The sequence below is a fragment of the Desulfobulbus rhabdoformis genome (assembly GCF_016919065.1).
GTDB lineage: Bacteria > Desulfobacterota > Desulfobulbia > Desulfobulbales > Desulfobulbaceae > Desulfobulbus > Desulfobulbus rhabdoformis.
This window is the reverse complement of sequence record NZ_JAFFQA010000032.1, coordinates 38681-58183: the sequence shown is the minus strand read 5'-3', so window position 1 is coordinate 58183 and position 19503 is coordinate 38681. Positions and strand designations below refer to the sequence as shown.

The 19503-nt window shown below is 63.8% G+C and carries 19 protein-coding genes and 1 pseudogene; all 20 read left to right on the top strand.

What is annotated here, in order from left to right:
* Positions 1–8: 8 nt before the first annotated feature.
* Positions 9–698 (top strand): annotated as a pseudogene (locus JWJ90_RS23970) (phage tail tape measure protein); the annotation flags it as partial.
* Positions 699–3142: 2444 nt separating this feature from the next.
* Positions 3143–3454, top strand: a complete 312-nt coding sequence (locus JWJ90_RS16025; protein WP_205228218.1) for a DUF7768 domain-containing protein — start codon at positions 3143–3145, stop codon at positions 3452–3454.
* A gap of 3 nt (positions 3455–3457) precedes the next feature.
* Complete coding sequence (locus JWJ90_RS16020) at positions 3458–3928, top strand: CIS tube protein (protein ID WP_011366981.1); 471 nt, start codon at positions 3458–3460, stop codon at positions 3926–3928.
* The gene (locus JWJ90_RS16015) at positions 3925–4215 is read left to right on the top strand and encodes a LysM peptidoglycan-binding domain-containing protein (protein ID WP_022993005.1); all 291 of its coding nucleotides are present in this window, start codon (positions 3925–3927) and stop codon (positions 4213–4215) included. The genes JWJ90_RS16020 and JWJ90_RS16015 overlap by 4 nt, the downstream gene beginning before the upstream one ends.
* Before the next feature lie 66 nt (positions 4216–4281).
* Entirely contained in the window at positions 4282–5565 is a 1284-nt protein-coding gene (locus JWJ90_RS16010; protein WP_205228217.1) for a phage late control D family protein, read from the top strand.
* Positions 5558–5932 (top strand): YcbK family protein, encoded by a 375-nt coding sequence (locus JWJ90_RS16005; protein WP_205228216.1) that lies wholly within the window; start codon positions 5558–5560, stop codon positions 5930–5932. The genes JWJ90_RS16010 and JWJ90_RS16005 overlap by 8 nt, the downstream gene beginning before the upstream one ends.
* Positions 5929–6348 carry a DUF1353 domain-containing protein gene (locus tag JWJ90_RS16000; RefSeq protein ID WP_205228215.1) on the top strand — a complete coding sequence of 140 codons (420 nt, stop codon included), beginning with the start codon at positions 5929–5931 and terminating at the stop codon, positions 6346–6348. Before JWJ90_RS16005 ends, JWJ90_RS16000 begins: the two co-directional genes overlap by 4 nt.
* Positions 6341–7390 (top strand): phage baseplate assembly protein V, encoded by a 1050-nt coding sequence (locus JWJ90_RS15995; protein ID WP_205228214.1) that lies wholly within the window; start codon positions 6341–6343, stop codon positions 7388–7390. Before JWJ90_RS16000 ends, JWJ90_RS15995 begins: the two co-directional genes overlap by 8 nt.
* 12 nt (positions 7391–7402) lie before the next feature.
* Positions 7403–7777: a hypothetical protein gene (locus JWJ90_RS15990; protein WP_015721232.1), complete on the top strand. Its 375-nt coding sequence runs from the start codon at positions 7403–7405 to the stop codon at positions 7775–7777.
* Positions 7774–8037, top strand: a complete 264-nt coding sequence (locus JWJ90_RS15985; protein ID WP_011366988.1) for a PAAR domain-containing protein — start codon at positions 7774–7776, stop codon at positions 8035–8037. Before JWJ90_RS15990 ends, JWJ90_RS15985 begins: the two co-directional genes overlap by 4 nt.
* A gap of 10 nt (positions 8038–8047) precedes the next feature.
* On the top strand, positions 8048–8356 hold the full coding sequence (locus JWJ90_RS15980; RefSeq protein ID WP_205228213.1) for a hypothetical protein: 309 nt from the start codon (positions 8048–8050) through the stop codon (positions 8354–8356).
* Positions 8353–9363, top strand: a complete 1011-nt coding sequence (locus JWJ90_RS23285; RefSeq protein ID WP_240194988.1) for a carboxypeptidase regulatory-like domain-containing protein — start codon at positions 8353–8355, stop codon at positions 9361–9363. The genes JWJ90_RS15980 and JWJ90_RS23285 overlap by 4 nt, the downstream gene beginning before the upstream one ends.
* A gap of 12 nt (positions 9364–9375) precedes the next feature.
* Positions 9376–10266, top strand: a complete 891-nt coding sequence (locus tag JWJ90_RS15970; protein WP_205228212.1) for a hypothetical protein — start codon at positions 9376–9378, stop codon at positions 10264–10266.
* Entirely contained in the window at positions 10266–11183 is a 918-nt protein-coding gene (locus tag JWJ90_RS15965) for a GPW/gp25 family protein (RefSeq protein ID WP_054033034.1), read from the top strand. The genes JWJ90_RS15970 and JWJ90_RS15965 overlap by 1 nt, the downstream gene beginning before the upstream one ends.
* Before the next feature lie 99 nt (positions 11184–11282).
* Positions 11283–12692, top strand: a complete 1410-nt coding sequence (locus JWJ90_RS15960; RefSeq protein ID WP_205228211.1) for a baseplate J/gp47 family protein — start codon at positions 11283–11285, stop codon at positions 12690–12692.
* Complete coding sequence (locus JWJ90_RS15955) at positions 12692–14266, top strand: phage tail protein (protein ID WP_205228210.1); 1575 nt, start codon at positions 12692–12694, stop codon at positions 14264–14266. Before JWJ90_RS15960 ends, JWJ90_RS15955 begins: the two co-directional genes overlap by 1 nt.
* Before the next feature lie 10 nt (positions 14267–14276).
* Positions 14277–14870, top strand: a complete 594-nt coding sequence (locus JWJ90_RS15950; protein WP_205228209.1) for a hypothetical protein — start codon at positions 14277–14279, stop codon at positions 14868–14870.
* 10 nt (positions 14871–14880) lie between these two features.
* A complete protein-coding gene (locus JWJ90_RS23280) occupies positions 14881–15384 on the top strand; it encodes a hypothetical protein (protein ID WP_240194987.1) in 504 nt (167 codons plus the stop codon).
* 12 nt (positions 15385–15396) lie between these two features.
* On the top strand, positions 15397–15930 hold the full coding sequence (locus tag JWJ90_RS15940) for a hypothetical protein (RefSeq protein ID WP_205228208.1): 534 nt from the start codon (positions 15397–15399) through the stop codon (positions 15928–15930).
* A 15-nt stretch (positions 15931–15945) separates the two neighbouring features.
* Positions 15946–19494, top strand: a complete 3549-nt coding sequence (locus JWJ90_RS15935) for a DUF4815 domain-containing protein (RefSeq protein WP_205228207.1) — start codon at positions 15946–15948, stop codon at positions 19492–19494.
* Positions 19495–19503 lie beyond the last annotated feature (9 nt).

Here is a 19503-nt window from a genome sequence, read left to right as displayed (position 1 = left end):
TGGCCGACATGAACGACATGGAATGGGCGACCGCCTTTTCCGGAGCCATGGCGCAGACCGTGGCCTCGTTCAAGACCAACGGCACCCAGATGGCCGACGCCATCAAGAACATCGGCGCGGTGGCGGCGGCGAGCAACATTCCCCTGAACGAACAGCTCGCCGTGCTCGGCCAGCTCCAGACCACCATGCCCGGCTCCGAGGCGGGCACGCTGTACAAGGCGTTCATCATGAAGGCGGCCGAGGCCGGGGACGAGCTGGGGCTGTCCTTCACCGACACCAGCGGCCGCCTCAAGGGCGTGGTTCCCATCCTGCAGGAGATCAAGCGCCAGTTTCCCGACCTCTCCAACGCCGCCGCCCAGGTGAAGCTGAAGAAGGCCTTCGGCTCCGACGAGGCGGTCAAGTTCCTGCTGCAGATGTCGGCGGGCATGGAGAGCCTCGAAGGCAATATCCAGTCGGTAGGCCGGGCCATGAAGACAGGCACGGCGGTCACCGAACAGATGGCCGACGCCATGAACCAGGACATCGGAGCCCGGTTCCTGCTTCTGCGCCAGCAGATGGCCAACCTCAGCGAAATTCTGGGTCGCACCTTGTTGCCGGTGGTCACGCCGGTGATCAACGGCGTCTCCCGCTTCATTCTGTTCCTGCAACGCATGGCTAAATCGATGCCGGGCGTGACCCGGGTGGTCCTGGGGCTGTCCATGGCCCTCGGCACCATTCTGGTCGTGGCCGGAGCCGTCACCGCCGCCGTAGGCATGGTGGGACTCATGCTGCCCGCCATCAAGGCCGGGTTCGTGGCCATCAGCGCCGCGCTCGCCGGAGTGGGTTCGGCGGTCGCGACCTATTTTCTGCCCGTCACCGCGATCATCGCGGGCGTGATCCTCTCGGTGTATCTGCTCAAACGCGCCTGGGAAACCAACTTCGGCGGCATTCAGGAGATCATCACCGGGGCCTGGAACAAGGTCTCGCTGGTCTTCCAGGGGATCAGAGAGCTTGTGGGCTCGCTCAGCGGCGGCGTCGGGCAGATGTCGTCCGAACTGGCCCAGAAGCTCGAATCCGCCGGACTGCTGGGCTTCGTGGTCACCGTCTTCAAAGCCTATTATCGCGTTCGTGAGGCCCTGGCCGGATTGTGGGGCGCGTTCTCCCATGCCTTTGGCCGCATCCGCGCCATCCTCGAACCGACCGTCCGCACCCTGATGAGCGCCTACGCGGCGCTGGCCAGCGCGGTCTTTTCGGTGGTGGAGATCTTCGGCGTGGCCGCCAGCGCAACCGACGGGTCGTCCTGGCGCACCTTCGGCACGGTTATCGGCACCGTCGCCGGTGTGCTTCTTCAGGGGTTGGCATTCGCGCTGAAGATCGTGGCCTGGAACCTGTCGCTCATCGTCCGAGCCCTGGCGGTGGTGGTGCGCAGCGTGGTCTGGGTCGGCAAGGTCATCGTCGGGTCCCTGGTCGGAGCGGCCAAGTTTATCTACAAGTTCCTGTTGCCCGTGCGCATGATCGGCGAGGCCTTCGTGGCCGCCGGAAAGATCATCTATGCGGTCTGGCAGGTGCTGACCGGCGACATTTCCCTGCTGGACGGTCTCAAGGCCATCGGCGGCGCGGTCTACGATTTTCTCGCCACCCCGTTCCGCTGGGCGCGGGATGTGGTGGTCGGTGTCTGGAATTTCATTTCCGGGATCTTCACCTCCATCGGCCGCCTGGTGGCTGACGCCGCCGGACAGATCGGCCAGGCGATTCTGAATCTGCCGATCATCAGCACCCTGCGAGATCTGTTTGCCACCGTGCGCTCCTTCTTCGCCGGGGATACCACCTTCTTCGAGGCGGGCAAGAAGCTGCTGATCACCCTGGGCGAAGGGATCTGGTCGGCGGTGACCTATCCCTTCACCATACTCAAGAACGCCTTGGGCAAGCTGCGCAATCTGCTGCCGTTTTCCGACGCCCGCGAGGGACCGCTCGCCAGCCTGACCGCCTCCGGCTCCGCGCTGCTCAAGACCCTCGCCGACGGCATGAGCCTTACCCAGACACTGCCCGCGAAAGTGTTCGGTTTCGCCGCTCGCGGGATTCTCTCGGCCGCTGCGGGAGCCTGGCAGCAGATCAAAACGGCAGGCGGAAACCTCATGGACGCCGCCTCGGCTCCCTTCCGGATGGCCGGAAAACTCTGGGATGGGCTGACCACCGGGGCTCAAACCGTCGCGGCCAAGGCCGGTGCCATCTTCGGCGGTCTCAAACAATCCCTGTTTGGCGACACGCCTGAGCTGGCAATCACGCCGCCCAAGGTCAATGCCTGGGACGCGCTGGCCACGGGAGCCGTCACTGTCCGCGACCGGATCGTTGCCACGCTGTCGGCCGTGCCCGGCACTGTCGGTCGAATCTTTACCAGCGCCGGTGCCGAGGGGCAAACCCTCTGGCAGAGGCTTTCCAGCGGCGCGAGCGCGGGCATTCAGGCGATCAAGGATCGCAGTGCCGGGATCGCCAACGGTTTGCTCTCCTCCGCTCGCGCCATGCTGGGAGTCCAGACCCCGATTCCGCAGGTGGCCGAGCAGAAGCAACCGCTCGGAGTTGCGCAGCCCGCTGAATCGATTGGGCAACGCATCATCGAAAGCGTGCTGAGTCTCGTGCCTCGTCTGGACGAGCGCTTGGTGCCCAAGGCCCTGAGCGCCATGCTGATGCTCCAGCCGGTCATGGCCACGGCCGCGCCGCATCCGCAACAGATGAACGGCACCGTGCAGACCGTCGCGACAGCCGTCGAGCCGGTAAGTAAGAGCTATATCCAGCCGTTCGCGGTGGAACCGGCACCGGAAAAGGGAGATGCCTCGCCAGCTCCGGCCGGGATCGAGCGGCCCAAGACGGTCTCGCCGACTCCGATTGCGAAGCCCCTGCAATCCGGACTCGCCGAGACGGTGCCTTCCGAACGGTTGATTATTCCGGCCCGCACCGCTCCCGCGACACCCATGCGGGGAGAGGACGCCGGTCCGGGTCTGCGCGAGCTTCTGGAATCGCTGCTCTCGCGCCTCGATGGCCTGGCCGACCGCCCGGTGGAACTGAGCGTGACCACCAACATCGATGGCCGGAAGGTGGCCGAGGCCGTCTACAAGGATCTTCGGGAGCGGAAGATCAGAAACTACGAAACACTTTGAGAGGACCGATGAAACGCATCTTTGTCTGCAGCCCGTTCGCGGGTGACATAACCCGAAACGTCAGGGTCGCAGAGGCGCTTTGCCGACGGGTCATGAGAAACGGTCACGCGCCGTTCGCGCCGCACCTGTTGTATCCAACCTTTACCGATGACAGCGTCCCCGAGCAGCGGGAGACTGGCATCGCCTGCGGCCTGGCCTACATGGAATGTTGCGACGAGGTGTGGGCGTTCACCGGCAACGGCATTTCCAGCGGCATGCGGCGGGAACTCGACCGGGCCGGACAACTGGGCAAGCCGATCATCGAGATCGCCGAGGTGTAAGCAATGGCCTGGGATCAACAGCCCATCAAGGGATATCTGGTGGACGCCGACACGGGGGAGCGGCTCGAATTCCAGTACAACCCCAACTCCATCAGCGACGAGAAGTCGACCGACTACGCGACGATCAAGATCCCCGGCATGAGCCACCCGCGCTACCAGTATGTCGCCGGGGAACCGCGCCGGATCGCCTTCAAGGTCGAGCTGTTCAAGGGACCGGTTAAACAGAAGGTCGACTGGCTTCGCTCGCTGCAATATCCGGAACACGCCGGAACCATGCTCAAGAACGCGCCGCACCGTGTGCTGCTGATTTTCGGAGATCTCTACCCGGGCGTGACCTGCATCGTCCGGCAGGTGAAGGCGCGTTTCTTCGGCCTGTTCGACCGGGACAACCTGCTGCCGCAACGGGCCGAGGTGGACATCGTCCTCGAAGAATATGTGGACCGTTCCATCAACTGGTCGGAGGTGCGCTCATGATCGGCCGTGATTCCCGATACGCCCGCAGTGTTCTCTACCGGGACAGCGACGGTACCTCCCTCGGTATGCGCCAGCGCATCGACACTACTCCGAGATATGACGACCGCCTGCACACCATAGTCGAGGGCGACCGTCTGGATCTGCTCGCGCACCGCTACCTGGGTGACGCCAGGCTCTGGTGGATCATCTGTGATTACAACGACCTCTTTTTCCCGTTGGCGCTCGAGCCCGGCCTGGCCCTGCGCATTCCCTCTCGCGAACACGTCCAAATGCGCCTGCTCGACTGAAGCGTCCGACACCTCGCCATGCCTTCCGGTAAGTAAGCAGGGAACTGCGAACCGCCGGAGAAACGCATGGATCTGGATACCTTCAAGCCGACATTTCTGATTCAGATCGAGGGGCAAGACCTCTCGAAGGACATCACCCAGGAGATCACCTCGTTCGTCTTCACCGACAACGAGGAGGAACTGGATGTCCTCGAACTGTCGGTGACCGACCGCAACCTGCAGTTCGTCGACGATCCGCTGTTCCAGGAAGGCAACGAGATCGTGGCCCGCTTCGGCTACGTGGGGAACCTCTCTCCGCGCAAGAAGGCGGTCATCAAGGACATCGATTACGACTTCCCGGAAAACGGCGATCCGACCATCCGCATCAAGGCCTACGACAAGGGCTTCAAGCTCGCGGGCAAGGAGAACCAAAAAGTCTGGCAGAAACCCGCTCCCGGCATCCTTTATTCGGAAATCGCCGAACAGATCGCCGCCGCCAACGGCCTCACCCCGGTGGTCACGGCCACCAAGGGGACCCATCTCCGCGTCACTCAGAGCAACATCTCGGATGCCCAGTTCCTCAAGGAGCTGGCGGAAAAGGCCCGTGACCGCGATGGCGACGGCGTGAGCGGCTATGTCTTCTACATCCAGGACGACGAACTCCATTTCCATCCCCGCGAGCTCGACCAGACGCCGCTTCTGACCCTCGAATATTTTACCGACACCAAGGGCCTGCTGCGCTCGTTCCGCCCCAGCACCCAATCCCAGGGAGCCAAGGGCGCGGGTGTCGAGACCAAGACGGTCGGCGTCGACCCGCGCAAGAAGGACGTGGTCGAGCACAAGGCCAACAACGCCACCACCCCCGAGCGGACGGCCCTGGGCAAGCAGACCTATTTGGTCGACGGCAACACCGGCGAAGGCAGCTTCAAGGAACAGGAGACGGGGCAGATCGTGCCCAGCTTCGACCGTTCCGAAGGCTTTCACGAAGAGCCGCGCCAGGAGCCCGCCCAGGACAACGCCGAAGGCAAATTCCGCGAGGCCGAGCTGCGCCAGGTCGAGGCGGACGCGGCCACCATCGGTATTCCCCAGCTACGCGCCAAGAAGAACGTCGAGATCAAGGGCGTGGGACGGAAGTTTTCCGGGATCTACTACTGCCACTCGGTGCGCCACAGCATCAGCGGCGCTGGCTATCTCTGCGAACTCAAACTCAAGAAGAACGCCCTCGGCAAAGGCGCGGGCGACAAGTCCGCCGAGTCCCAGGGCAAACCCAACGATAAGGAGGCCCCGCCCACGCCGCAAAACGAGCCGCCAGCCATGGTGACCATCGACGCGGATTCCGGCGCGGTCACACAAGGAGGCGGCAATGGGTGATCTCAGTAAGAATTTCAACCGTTCGGAATTCGCCTGCAAGGGCAAGAACTGCTGCGGCCATTCGGCTGCGGTCCATCCCGACCTGGTCGACGCCCTGCAGGAGTTGCGCGACCGCATCGGCAAACCGCTGTCCATCACCAGCGGCTTCCGATGTAACCGGCACAATAAGGCGGTGGGCGGCGCGGAGCAGAGTTTCCACACGCTGGGCATGGCAGCCGACGTGAGCTGTCCCGCAGGTGTTTCGCCCGAGGAACTGGCGGTCATCGCCGAGGAGATTCCGCTCTTCCGCGAGGGCGGCATCGGCGTCTACGCCTCCTGGGTCCATCTCGACGTGCGACAGTCGGGCAAGGCGAGGTGGCGATCATGAGCGCCAGAACCAAGCCCCTGTTTTCGGGAACCGCGCTGGGACTGTCAGGGCCTCTTCGGGTGGAGATCCTGCCCAATGGAATGACCGCGAGGCTGACCCAGCCATTCCGTGTCCGCACCGGCGCTGGCCGCATCATCGAAGTGCCCGCCGGGTTCGAGACCGACTTTGCCTCGGTGCCGCGCCTGTTCTGGCGCGTGGTGCCGCCCTGGGGGCGATATTCCCCGGCGGCCGTCGTTCACGACTACCTCTACCACACCGGCAAGGTCTCGCGGATTGCTGCCGACCGCCTCTTTCTCGAACTGATGGCGGCCCTGGGCGTGCCTCTGTGGAAAAGGCAGGTCATGTATTGGGCGGTTCGCCTGGGCGGTTGGCTGGCCTGGGACGCCAGTCGAAAACGGGAGTCGGAGCATGCTTGAAACCCGCGACCGTCAATCCGAGGAACGCTACCGCAACCGCTGGTACGGCAAGTACCGGGCCTTCGTGCGCGACAACAACGACCCCGAACGCCTCGGCCGGGTCCGTCTGGAAATCCCCGCCGTGCTCGGCAGCGGGCGGGAGAACTGGTCCGAATGGGCCGCGCCCTGTTTCCCCTACGGCGGCAACGACGACACCGGCATGTTCCTGGTCCCAGAAGAAGGGGCCTCGGTCTGGGCCGAGTTCGAGGGCGGCGTTGTCCAGTATCCGATCTGGACCGGGGTCTGGCTGGCCAAGAGCAACCCCGGCGAACAGCCCGAGGAATCCAAGCGCACCTGCGCGAATGCCTTCTGCCATGACTGCGAGGACAAGGTCGAGCATCAGGCCAACCGGCATGACGATCTCGAACACAAGAAGTTCCACGGCCATCCGCCGTATTACTGTCCGCGCCTGAAGGTCCTGCTCAAGACCGAAACCGGCCACACCATCCTGGCCGATGACCGCGACGGCGACGAGCTGCTGCGGATCATCGACCGCGCCGGGCAGATCCTCACCATGGAAGGGAAGGTGAAGCCGGAGATGCAGAGCGGCAACGCCCTGCGGCGCGACACGAAGGACGCCGAGAAAGGTGACCAGCTCGACATCGCCTCGCAGATCGTCGGCTCCCGCGCCCGCATCCAGCTCACCGACCTCTGCCGCCAGCAGGTGATCCTCGAAGCCTGGCAGGACAAGGAGAAGGTCCACATCCTCTCGTGCGACAAGGGCCGCTCCCGCTGGCAGAAAATCCTCATCGACACCACCAAGGGCCGGGAAAAGGTTCACATCTGGGGACTCAACGGCACCCAGGAAATCCTCGTCGATTCCACCGCCGCCGCCGAACAGATCCGGCTCACCGACAAGGCCGGTCAGGTGGTGCGCATGAACGCCGCGCCCGGCCAGGAGAGCATCAGCGCCACCGACAAGTCCGGCAGCCTCGTGTTTATGGATGGGGTGGCCGGAAACATCATCATTCGCTCGACGAACACTGTCTTGATCAACACCTGAAGGAAGCATCGCATGGGAGAAAGAACAACAACGCCCTCCGGACTCTCGGCCAGCGAGGAATTGCTGGCCCGGACTTTCGATCATTGGCGGGAGGAATTCCGCAGCATTCTCGAAAGCCACCGCCGGGAAATCCAGGACCGACTCGAGAAGATAGAGCGTGAAATCGAGAAGAAATCGGACAAGGAAAACGTCGAGGTACTGGTCCGCTCGATCTATTCCGATCTGCACCGGCACGCCGAGGAGATCGACCGGCTGCACGCCCGGGTCGGCTCCAAGATGGGGACCGAGACCATGTGGAAGATCGTCGGCCTGGTGTTGACCATCGGCAGCACCATCGGTGGACTCGTCGGCTTTCTGATCCATCTGCTGCTGAAGGTGAACCCATGAGCTCCCAGGCGCGACTCGGCGACATCAGCAGCCACGGCGGCGTCATCATCACCGGGGCCAGTCGGACGCTGGACAACGGCATGCCGGTGGCCCGCATGGGGGATCTGCACGTCTGTCCCATCCCGGGGCATGGCGTGACGCCCATCGTGACCGGCAGCTTCGACACCATCACCGAAGGATTGCCCAACGCCCGCATCGGCGACATCACCGCCTGCGGAGCCATCATCGTCACCGGCAGTCCCGACACCATCGACAACTGAGGGGGACGCCATGAACAATCTCGAACAGCCGCAGGAACCGCACTACTGGGATGTCTTCCCGAAGCTGATCCGGGTCTCGCGATCCCCATTCGTCCAGCGCATTCCGCTCTCGATCCGTGGCCTACCCGAAGCGCCGGTGTTCGAATCGTCCAATCCCAACGTGGCCAGTGTCGATGAGGACGGCAATGTCGAATGCGGCTTCGTTCCCGGAGCGGCCATGATTCTGGTCTGGGATTCGCCCGAGCGGCTCAGCCTGCGGCACGTTCAGGTCGAGGTCTATGGCGGCGGCGTCTCCGCACCGGTGGAGGTTCCTTCATGACGGATGCCCCGGCAGCCTTCAGCCACTGGGAGGTACAGCCTCGCTCCATCCGCCTCTCCGCTGACGAGTTCGAGCAACGGATTCCGCTCTCCCTGCGCGGCGACGTGGACGCTCCGGTCTTTGCCACCAGCAATCCGGAGGTCGCGGAGATCGGGCCGGACGGTGTCATTCGCTGCGGCTGGACCATCGGCAACGCCGTGCTCATGGTCTGGCGATCCTCGGCCCGGGACAGTCTCCGCCATGTTCTGGTGGAGGTCCGCGATCCGTCCTGGTTCGCCGACCACCCGGACTTTGCCAGCGGAGCCACGGTCTTCCTCAGCGGCACGGTAGTCAACGCCCTCAATACCAGCGGTGTCGGAAACGCGCTGATCGAATTCCGCCGCTCGGAAACCGGCCCGGCGGCGTACCAGACCTTCGCCAACGCCTATGGCGGGTTCGAGCTGTCCGTACCCGAGGGGTTCTATTACGTGGAGGTCACCGCGCCGGGATACATCGCCTGGCACGGCTGGGTGAATGCCGACCCCAACACCTCCGGCGACATCCAGATCGTTCTCTCGCCCGAGCTCGACGGCCAGGTCGCCCGCATCGTGTTGCAGTGGGGCCTGAATCCCCGGGACCTTGATTCCCATCTCACCGGACCGACGCCATCCGGCGGCAGGTTCCATGTGTTCTATTCCCACACCATCGAAAACGAGGCGGCGGAATTGGACGTGGACGACACCAGTTCCTACGGGCCGGAGACCATCACCATCCATCGGCTCATCCCCGGCGTCTACCGCTACGCGGTCCACGACTACACCAACCGCAACGCCAATCCGAGCTCCGGCCTGGCGCAGTCCGGAGCATCGGTGAAAGTGTTCTTGAGCGATGGCCGTGAGCAGACCTTCACCGTTCCCAACGCCCCCGGCACGGTCTGGGCCGTGTTCGAAATCGACGGCGCGACCGGAACGGTGACGCCGGTCAGCGCCATGAGCTATCAATCCCAACCCGCCAATGTCGGCATGTAATGGAGGTTATCCATGATTTCCGAAGAACCCTCCGACTTGCAGGCCACCATCGAACAAACCGACTCCGGCGAGCAGCAGTATGTGCTGCGGGCGCTCTGCGATCACCTGTCTGGCATTCGTGAGGAGCTTTCCGGTATCCGCATGCTGCTGGAGGCCGGTCACGCCGCCTCGGAGGCGATGCGCGGCCAGGCCCAGGCCTATCTGGAAGCCCAGCAAGCCAGGACGCAGGAGTATCTGGATCAGGTACAGGTCGAGCCGGAGCCCGATTTCTATCCCTTCGTCGAACTGCCTGCGGGCACCGAACCCCGGGAACTGCCGGACGGCAACCGGCTCTTCACCTTGCCCGACGGCATGATCCTGCGGACCACTGACGATCAGCGAATCTGCGTCATCGACGCCGGGGAGCAGCAGGTCGTCACCCCCGGACCCGGCACGGCCGTCGAGGTCGCCCCGGGACGCCTTTACACCCTGGTCGAGTCCTATCTGAGCGCGACCCGGGAGGCAGCCGGTATCAGCGGACTGCCCGCCGGGATCGATCCGACCGCCATGGGCGCGGAACGCTTCGCGGTGGATCTGCCCGAGGGCATCCGTCTCGACGTCGATCACCGGGAGCGGTTCATCACCCTGATCAACCCGGCCGGACCAATCGACATCATCGGCATCGGCCGCATCGAGGGCATCGGCGAGACCATCACCGTTCGTCTGCTTTCCGGGGGAGCCAAGGGATTCCAGTGCGGCAAGTCCGGCCACGGCGGGCTGATCGAGGCGGACGGAACCATTCACCTGGGGCTCAAGAGCGGCCTGGATCTGGTGATCCGTTTCCAGGGAGAAGCTATCGACGACGACACTTCGGAAAGCGGCTGCTCGGGACAGTGCGGCATCGACTGCGAGGAGCGTACCTGATGAGCTATGACTTTCTCGGCAAGGGATTGCGCTACCCGTTCCGGTTTCAGTCGGTATCCGGCGGCACCCAGATCTCGGCCGCCACCTCGCGGGAGCACGAACATATCCGCGAAAGCATCCTGCAGATCCTCGGCACCCGGATCGGCGAACGGTTCATGAATCCGGAGTTCGGCTCCAGGCTGAAGGATCTGGTGTTCGAACAGAACGACGAGGTGCTCAAGGGTCTGCTGCGCCATTACGTGATCGACGCCATCAAGCGCTGGGAAAAGCGGGTGATCATCACGGAGGTGCGCTTCGACGACCGGCCGCTGAACATCGACTGCAACCTGCTGCTGGTGCATATCGCCTACCGGGTGATCCAGAGCCAGGTGGACGGCAACCTGGTCTATCCCTTCTACAGAGAAGACCCGAACAATCCCGCGCCCAGCTATCCCCAGCCGGAGCCCGAGCCGGAACCGCAGCCGGTGCGCAGCGTGCGCCTGTCGCCGGACGTGCGCTCGCTGTTCAATCTGCTCTGGTTCGACGCAGCCGAGATGAGCCCCGATCCGGACGATTCCTTCATCTGGCCAGCCGGGGAATACGAAGTCGCCTACATCGAGGGAGCCTATCAGGATCGCAACGGCAAATGGATCGTTAGCGATCCGGGTGACAATCACGGCCATTACCTGGTCTTCAAGGGAGCACCTGAAACGGAAACGCCCCAGAGCGAGCATTCCCTCTATCTGGCTGCGAGCGGTCTGGGCTTCGACACCCAGAGCCAGGCGGAAGACAACGCCGCTGGCACCGTTCACCGGATCACCACGTCGGAGTCTGGTCGCATCGGCCTGTTCTATTTCGAGGGCAAGAAGGAATCCCACTACCTCAACAACACCTCCGGGCAGCCCAATCCCGTCTGGCAACTGCGCGGCCCGCTCTGAGGCATCCCGCCTCCGACACATCCAGGCCCCTTCCGGTAAGTAACCGGCGTGGCGAGAGCATCAGGCGCTCTCGCATACCCGCCGAAAACCGGAGAGACCATGGGCCGCGCAAGCATCGGATATATCAACAAGGATTACGAATCGATCCGCCAGGAGCTGTTGGCGAAGATCCCGCAGCTCACCGACCGCTGGACCGATTTCAACCACTCCGATCTCGGCGTCGTCCTGCTCGATCTGTTCTGCGGCGTGGGCGACATGCTGGCCTACTACCTGGACGCCCAGGCGGCGGAGGCCTTCCTGCCCACGGCCCGCCAGCGGCAGAACGTCATCAACCTCTGCAAGCTCATCGGCTACCGGCTGGATTCGCCGGTGGCCTCCACCACCACGCTGCGTTTTCGGCTCTCCGCTCCGCTTGGCAAGGATTTGACCATTCCGGCGGGTACGGCCTGCCGCGCCTTGCTGAATGACGGCGAGGCGGATTTCGAGACGGTCGAGGACGGTCTGATCCCGCGAGGCGTGCTCTCGGTGGACATCCCGGCCCGCCAAGGCGTGCGTCGCACCGAGACCTTCACTTCCACGGGGCTGCCATTCCAGCGCATCCGCCTGACCGGCGACGTCATCGCCCAGGGCACCATCACCGTTACGGTGGGGGACGACGCCTGGAGCGAGGTCGATCATTTCCAGGACAGCCTGGCCGACAGCCGTCATTTCATGGCCGACCTGGACGCCCTCGACATCTCTACCCTGATTTTCGGCGACGGGCAAAGCGGCGCTGTACCCACTCAGGGAAGCGCCATCACCGTCAGCTATCTGCAGACCATCGGAGACCAGGGCAATCTCGGCCCGAACCGGATCACCCAACTGCTGAGCCCGGTCTACCTCGACGGCGGCCAGGTTTCCCTGACCGTCACCAACCCGGTTCCCGCCACCGGCGGCGCTTCGCGGGAAGCCCTCGAACACGCCCGCCGACAGGCACCGGCGGAGCTGCGCAGTCTCTGGAAGGCCGTCACCCTGGAGGATTACCAGGCGCTCGCCGAAGGTTACCCCGGCGTCGCCAAGGCCAAGGTGCTCGACACCAATGCCTGCCAGAACATCCGCTATTACAACGTCCAACTGGCCATCGCCCCCAACGGCGGCGGCATGCCCTCGGCGCTGCTCAAGCGGGACCTCGCCGAGTTTCTCGAACGCCGCAAAGTCATCACGGTCGAGATCAATCTGTTCGATCCGATCTACCGCCCCGTTTCCATCGACGCCGAGGTCTACATCTGGCCAGGTGAACCGTTGGAAAACGTGCGCAGCCGCATCGAAGCAGCGCTCTCCGATTTCTTTTCCTTCGACGAGGTCTCCTTCGGTCAGACCATTCACTTCTCCGACCTGGTGGCCCTGATCGACGGCGTGCGCGGGGTCAGCCACATGCACCTCTACGCGCCGCAGCAGGACATCGAGCTGCGCCACGGTGAAATCCCGGTTCTCGGTAGCGTCAACCTCGATCTGCGGAGGGCCGGTTGATGTCGGATTGGTTCAAGGACAATCTGCTCGGCCTGCTGCCGCCGCTTTACGAGCACAACGACGAGGCCGGTGACCTGCGCACCTTTCTGAGCCTTCCCGCCGGAACGCTCGACGAGCTCAAGCAGGCCATCGACGACTTCCCGACCATCTTCGATGTGGATCATTGCGACGAACGCTTTCTGCCTCTGCTGGCGAGACTCGTCGGCCTCGAAGTGGACGGCACCTGTTCGCCGGACTGCCAGCGCCGCCGCGTGCGGGAGGCGGTCGAGATCTATCGCCGCAAGGGCACCATCCCGGCCATCGAACGCGACTTCGACTCGCTCGGTTGGCAGGGGGAACTGCAGGAGACCTTCCGCTCGGCTCTGCGTCTCAATGCCCGATCCCGACTCAGCAACGCCAAGTTGCCAGGGCTGGTGTTCAGCCTCGGCGTGTTTCGCGTGCTGTGTCTAAACCAGACCGATGGACTGCGCGACGCCCAGGTGTTTCACCACCCGGCGGGTACGCGCTGTTTCTGGCTCCAATTTTTACTCGAATGGATCGAAGGCGGCGCGATGCTCGACTTCGGGCACGCCAACGCCGTGCGTCGGATCGTGCTGGCGTTTCTCGACGAAACCTTCGTCCTCGGACGTTCCTCGCTCGGTTCCTGCCGTCACCTGACCAACAAGCAGAGGGCCTGGGAGCTGCTGCAGCTCACCAGCACCACGGAGATGATTCCGGAGATCGACCGGGCCGCCGTGAAGGTCTCCCGTTTTCACGGCCGCCAGAACCGGATGCGCCTGAACCACAAGGCCCTCAACGACTGGCGGCTGCCGTACACCCGTGTCGGCGAGGATCGGGTTTCCTTCTGCACGCCCATCTACACCGGCCGCGACTTCGAAGGGGATGTGCTGGAAAGTGGCTTCGGGCTGGGCGAGAACCATCTCAACCGCAAGCCGCTGACCCATGGCGAGACCGCGCTGCGCTACTGCTTTCGGCAGAAGGACTTCTTTTTCGACACGCAAGCGGAACCGGTCGAACGGGCGGAGGCCAAGTACGACCTGCGCCTGCCCCTGGAATCCCGGCACCGCCTCTGTTTCCAACTTGGCCGCGCCAGGCTCAACGCTGGTCTCGACCTCACCGTCAACCAAGGCGGCATCAGCAATCTGCTGCTCGCCTCCACCGCTGGCTGCGACGCGGACGTCACCCTGGCCGTGGACCGGATCGACCGATGGCGGCGGAGAGGGCCTGTGTTCCGGCTCAACGCGAACACCCTGAACACCCGGTATCTGAGCAATGCGAATCTGACCGGCGAACGGGCTTCGCTTGAAGTCTACGTGGACACGGGCTCTCTCCGCCGCCATCGGGTCGAGACCATGAAGCTGGGCGCGAGCCCGCTGAACACCACCGGCCTGCGTCTCTCCGTGGACCGGACCCGCCCCATGCGCGTCAGCCGCATGCGCCTCAACCAGGCCGGATTCCGCTGGTCACGGCCTTCCTACCGCTGGCTGTTCCATCAGCAGGATCTGCACGCGCCGACGCAGGCCGGGTTCGAGGCTGCCACCAACAACTATCGCGCCACCCAGTGGCCCACCTGAAGGAGAACCCATGGCGATACATCTCTATCTTGACGAAGGGCTGACCCAGCAGATTTCCGAGGGGGATTTCAGCCGCCCCGAGGCCGAGAGCTACAACGGCACCGATGGCGACATCAAGGATCGGCAACTCTACGTCGCCAACGAGCAGACGAGCCTCCCCTCGGCCATCGACGCGGCGCAGACCTCCATCGTCCTGGCCGAACCGCGCTTTGCCGACGGCGAACTCATCATTATCGACGGCGAGCAGATGCTCATCGAAAGCGGCGGCGGCACCGCCAATCTCACCGTGCAGCGGGGCGTGGCCAACACTGTTCCGGCCGCGCACGACGCCGGGACGACCGTCTATTCAGGCTACGACTACACCGGGTTGGTGCTCGATCCCATCGATGAAACCGGCACCGACGAATCGGTCTGGTACCGCCTGGCCCTGACCCAGGCCGGACTCGACACCGCCACCCAGGGCGCACCGCTCAATCTCGGCGACAAGGCATTCCAGCAGACTCTGTCTTTCTGGCGACGCTGCACCGTACTCCCGGGCACCCCGGTGCAAAACAAACTCGACATCAAGCTGCGCCTGACCGGCACGGAAAACCCGATTCTCTAAAGGTGCATAGATGGCTGGCATCACGGTTGATATCGACATTTCCGCGAGGGTGACCCGGCCTTGGGCAAGAGACCTGGACACCCGTCAGGCGCTCCTGGGCTCGATCCTGGTGGATACGGACAGCGCCAACCGGGTGGTTCGCGCTTTCGAAGCTGAGGTGGATGCGGCGTGCCGAATCCATCAATCCATCGAAGTGCTGGCGCGGACGCAGGCTGTCGTCCTCTCCGAAATCACCAAGCTGCTCGCCACCGGACAGGCCATCCACAACCGCCTGAACCGGAGCGCCGACCTGTGGCTCGTCATCCATGGCCGTCTGGGCGTCGATGCCGACGCGGCGGTGCGGGTGACGCGCCCCTGGCTGCGGAGCATCGACACCAGCGTCCGGACATCCGGCGCACACATCAGCCGCTCCGACACCGTTCAGCGCATCGCGATCCCGGCCGGGCTGCTGGCCGACACGTGCCAGATCCTGTTCGCAGTGCTCATCGATCAAGACCACGAAATTCAGACCTAAAGGAGAACAGCAATGGCACTGGGACTCATCGTTAAAACCGGCCGGATACTGACGGCCAAACTCCTCCTCGGCCAGGCCGTGGACGGCATCACCCACTGCGCCATCGGCGACGGGGACGCCAGCTTCACCGACCCGCAGAATCCGCCCGCGCCGGACATCGGCCAGACCGGGCTCAAAAACGAACGCGCCCGCAAGCGCTACTACAAGCGGACCTTCCTCAAGGAGGACGCCGAAGGGGCGCTGCTGGTCAACGGCGTGCGCTATCTCGAAACCGGCGAGGAGACCAACACCATCGGCATCTTCTTTCGCTTCGACGAGGCCGAGGCCAACGGCATCACCATCCGCGAATACGGATTCTTCGGCGGCGACGTGCAGTACGTGGAAAGCGTCACCGGGGATCTCGCCATGGGCGGCGTGTTCCATCAGGACACCAACCCGACCGGCGAGGTGCTGCACCCGGGCTACCTGTACGAGGTGAAGAACATTCCCGACTTCAACAAGATTTCCGACACCCGCGTGGAGCTGGTCGGGATCATCAAGATCTAACTGGAGGATTCAAACATGAGCATCTCACGCGAGACATTCGACCCGACCAAGAACTACAAGCGCATCCGCTATCATCAGGATCGCGACCTGCTGGATTCCGAACTCAACGAGCAGCAGGACATCATCAACCTGGAGCGGCGCAAGATCGCCGACATCCTGTTCAAGGAAGGCTCTATCATCATGGGCCTCGAGGTCAGCGCGGCCGCCAACGTCCTGACCCTGGCCCCGGGCGTGGTCTACATCGACGGCCATCTGGAACAGGTGAGCGGCGCGACCCTGACCTATGATCCGGCCACCACCAGCGGAGCCGATTACGTCTATGTGGAGCTGCTGAAGTACAACTACGGCTACACCCAGGACCCGGCCCTGATCAATCCGGCCACCGGCGAGCCCACCGCCGAGCGGGAAAAATGGGTTCTTTCTCTCAAGGCGACGGACACCAGCGGCCAGACGCTGCCCAACAACGTGGCCGAGCGCCGGGTGATCCCGATCTACAAGTTCGACCGCGAGAGCGGCGACGTCACGCCCACGGTGCAGGAGAAGTCCAACCTCTACCTGCGGGATCTGCTGGGCACCCTGCCGGGCAGCCGGATCACCGTCTCCTCGATCACCGAGGACCAGCTCTCCTTCGCCGCCGCCGAGGGACTCAATTCCCTGATTCAGAATCTGGCCGAGCGCACCTTCGACCAGGCCGGAAGCTATCTGGTGCGGGGCTTCGACACCTTCATCGGCGGCGTCGACGACGACAGCGTGGAGGCGATCACCAACGCCGGACGGGCCTACATCCAGGGCTTCCGGCATCAGCGCGATCTGCCCACCTCGACCCTGGTGCCCAAATCCATCGCCACCAAGTCGGTGCGCGGCGAGCAGAAGACCTTCGATATCAACAAGCGCCGCTATCCGGTCAACTCCACGCCGCTCAAGGAGACGACCCAGGTGGAAGCCATCGTCGAGATCACCCGCAACGTCACTCGCGGCTCGGTGGGCGGCGGCGAAGACCTGCTCGATCCCAATCCCGTGGTGGACATCCTCGAGGTCAGTCAGGGGGCGACCATCTTCCAGGAGGGCGTGGACTGGCAGCAGTCCGGCAACCATGTCGACTGGCTCGGCTCCGGAAATGAACCGGCCATCGGCACCACCTACACGGTGCGCTGGACCTACACCAAGCAGATGGTCAAGGGCACCGACTACGTGGACAGCGGCTGGTTCGGGCAGGCCAACCATCCGGCGGCCGGAAACTACTTCTATCTGGTGACCGCCTACAACGCCACTGGCGAGACGGCCTTCAACGCCGCTGCGGTCATTGCCCGGACCACCGCCGCCGGGGAGATGAACAAGCTCTCCTGGCTGCCGGTCAGCGGCGCGACCGGCTATCGCGTCTACCGGGCAGCAACCAACGGCGCACGCACCGACTACAAGCGCCTGATGGAATTGGGCAGCGAGGCGCTCTCCTACGTCGACGACGGTGTCGAGGAGATCGGCACCGCTTCGCCTCCGGCCACCAACACGGCCGGACTCGCCATGTCGCCGGTGCAGCTTGAGCTGGGCAATCTCAATGTGATCAATTTCGGGCGCGGCAGCCTCGGCGATCAGCCGGTGAACGGCTCCAACTGCAGCCTGGACTACGACTATTACCTCGGCCGCCGCGACATCGTTTACGCCACCACCACCGAGATCAAGCGGCTGGAAGGGGCTCCGGCGGATTTCCCGAAGCTGCCCATCGTCCCGGAAAACGCCCTGGGGCTGTGCAGCATCGACTGCCCGCCCAACTCCACCGACATGGAGATCCGCAACTTCGGCCTGACCCGCATCACCATGGACCAGATCCACGACATCATTCAGGACGTCGAGGACCTGAAGTACAACGATGCCCAGTACCAGATGAACAACGAGCTGCAGAACCGGGACGCCCAGACCAAGAAAGGCATCTACTCGGACGACTTCTCGAACACCGCCCAGTCGGACATCTACCACGCCGAATGGGATGCCCGGGTCAACGAGATCGCCCGTTTCGTCGCGCCGGACCGCATTCCGCACTCCACGGTGCTCTCGGTCGATCAGGCGGGCAGCAACGCGAGCTTCTTCGGCAGCCTGGCGCTGCTGCCGGGCAACGAGACCGTGCTGGTGGAGCAGAACGACTGGTCCGAGGAGCGCAACATCAACCCCTACGCCGTGTTCGACAAGCCCCCGGCCATGCTGCAGATCACGCCCAACCTCGGGCGGCGCGGCCAGACCGGCATTGCCGTCACCGGTATCAACTTCACCCCGAGCAAGTCCGGCATCGTGCTGCGCTGCGACGGCCAAGCGATGGCCAGCAACCTGATCAGCGACGAGGCCGGTCGGGTCAGCGCCTCCTTCACCATTCCGGAAAGCGCCCGCAACGGCAACCGCATCGTGGAGATGGCCGACGGCGTCTACTCGGCCCGGGCCAGCCTGCAGATCAACGATCCGCTGGTCATTACCCGCATCGAGCGCATCATCGAGAACCGCATCATCCGCGTACCCGTGGTGCAGGTGGTCTGGCGCACCCAGACCATCTTCGTACCCCGCGATCCGCTGGCCCAGACCTTCAGCTTCACCCAAAACCAGGTGATCTCCAGCATCGGATTGCAGTTTACCGCCAGGGACCCGAGCATCCCGGTCACGGTGCAGATTCGCGGCGTCACCACCGGTCTGCCCAACGGTGTGGTGTTCGCCGAGAAGGTGCTGGCCCCGAACGAGATCAGTTTGAGCGGCGAGACCCGCATTCGCTTCGACGACCCGTTCTACGCCGAGGCCAACACCAGCTATGCTGTGGTGCTGCTGACCAACAGCACCAATTACAAGGTGCGCACCGCCACTCTTGGCAAGATGGGCCGCTGGGGCATCATCACCCGGCAGACCTACATGGAAGGCGTGCTGCTGGAGAGCTCCAACGCCGAGACCTGGACGCCGCTCAACGGCTCCGACCTGGCGATGAAGATCTACGGCTACAACTTTCAATCCGAGGGCATGATCCGCTTCCAGCCGATCACCGGCGTGCAGTTCTCCGATATCAACCTCGACGAATACTCGGCCATCCCCCAGGGCACCGGCCTCGACTGGGAATACTCCACCGACGGCGGCGTGACCTGGGACGCCATGGTTCCCGCAGAGGAGGAGCGGCTGCCCAACCTCGCCACCCGGGTCCAGATCCGCGTGCGTCTGAGCAGCTCGCTTTCCAACGACACCCCGGCCATCAACTTCCGCGATGTCAACCTGGTGGGCTACCTCAACAAGACCACCGGGGCCTACCTGACCCGCGAGAACGAGCTGACCCAGGGCGTGGAGTCGACCAAGGCCTATGTGCAGATGCAAATCCCCAGCGGCACCACCCTGCAATGGTTCGCCAGCAACGACGGCGGCCTGACCTGGGAGGCCATGACCATCCAGGACACCCGGCCCATCGACGAGAGCTGGACCGAGTACACCCTGGTGCGCACCTTCACCGACAACACCGGCAACAAGGTCCGCTACAAGGCCGAAATGACCGGCACGCCGCTGATCTACCCGCGCATCCATTCGCTGGGCGCGACCCTGAGCTAAGGAGGCACG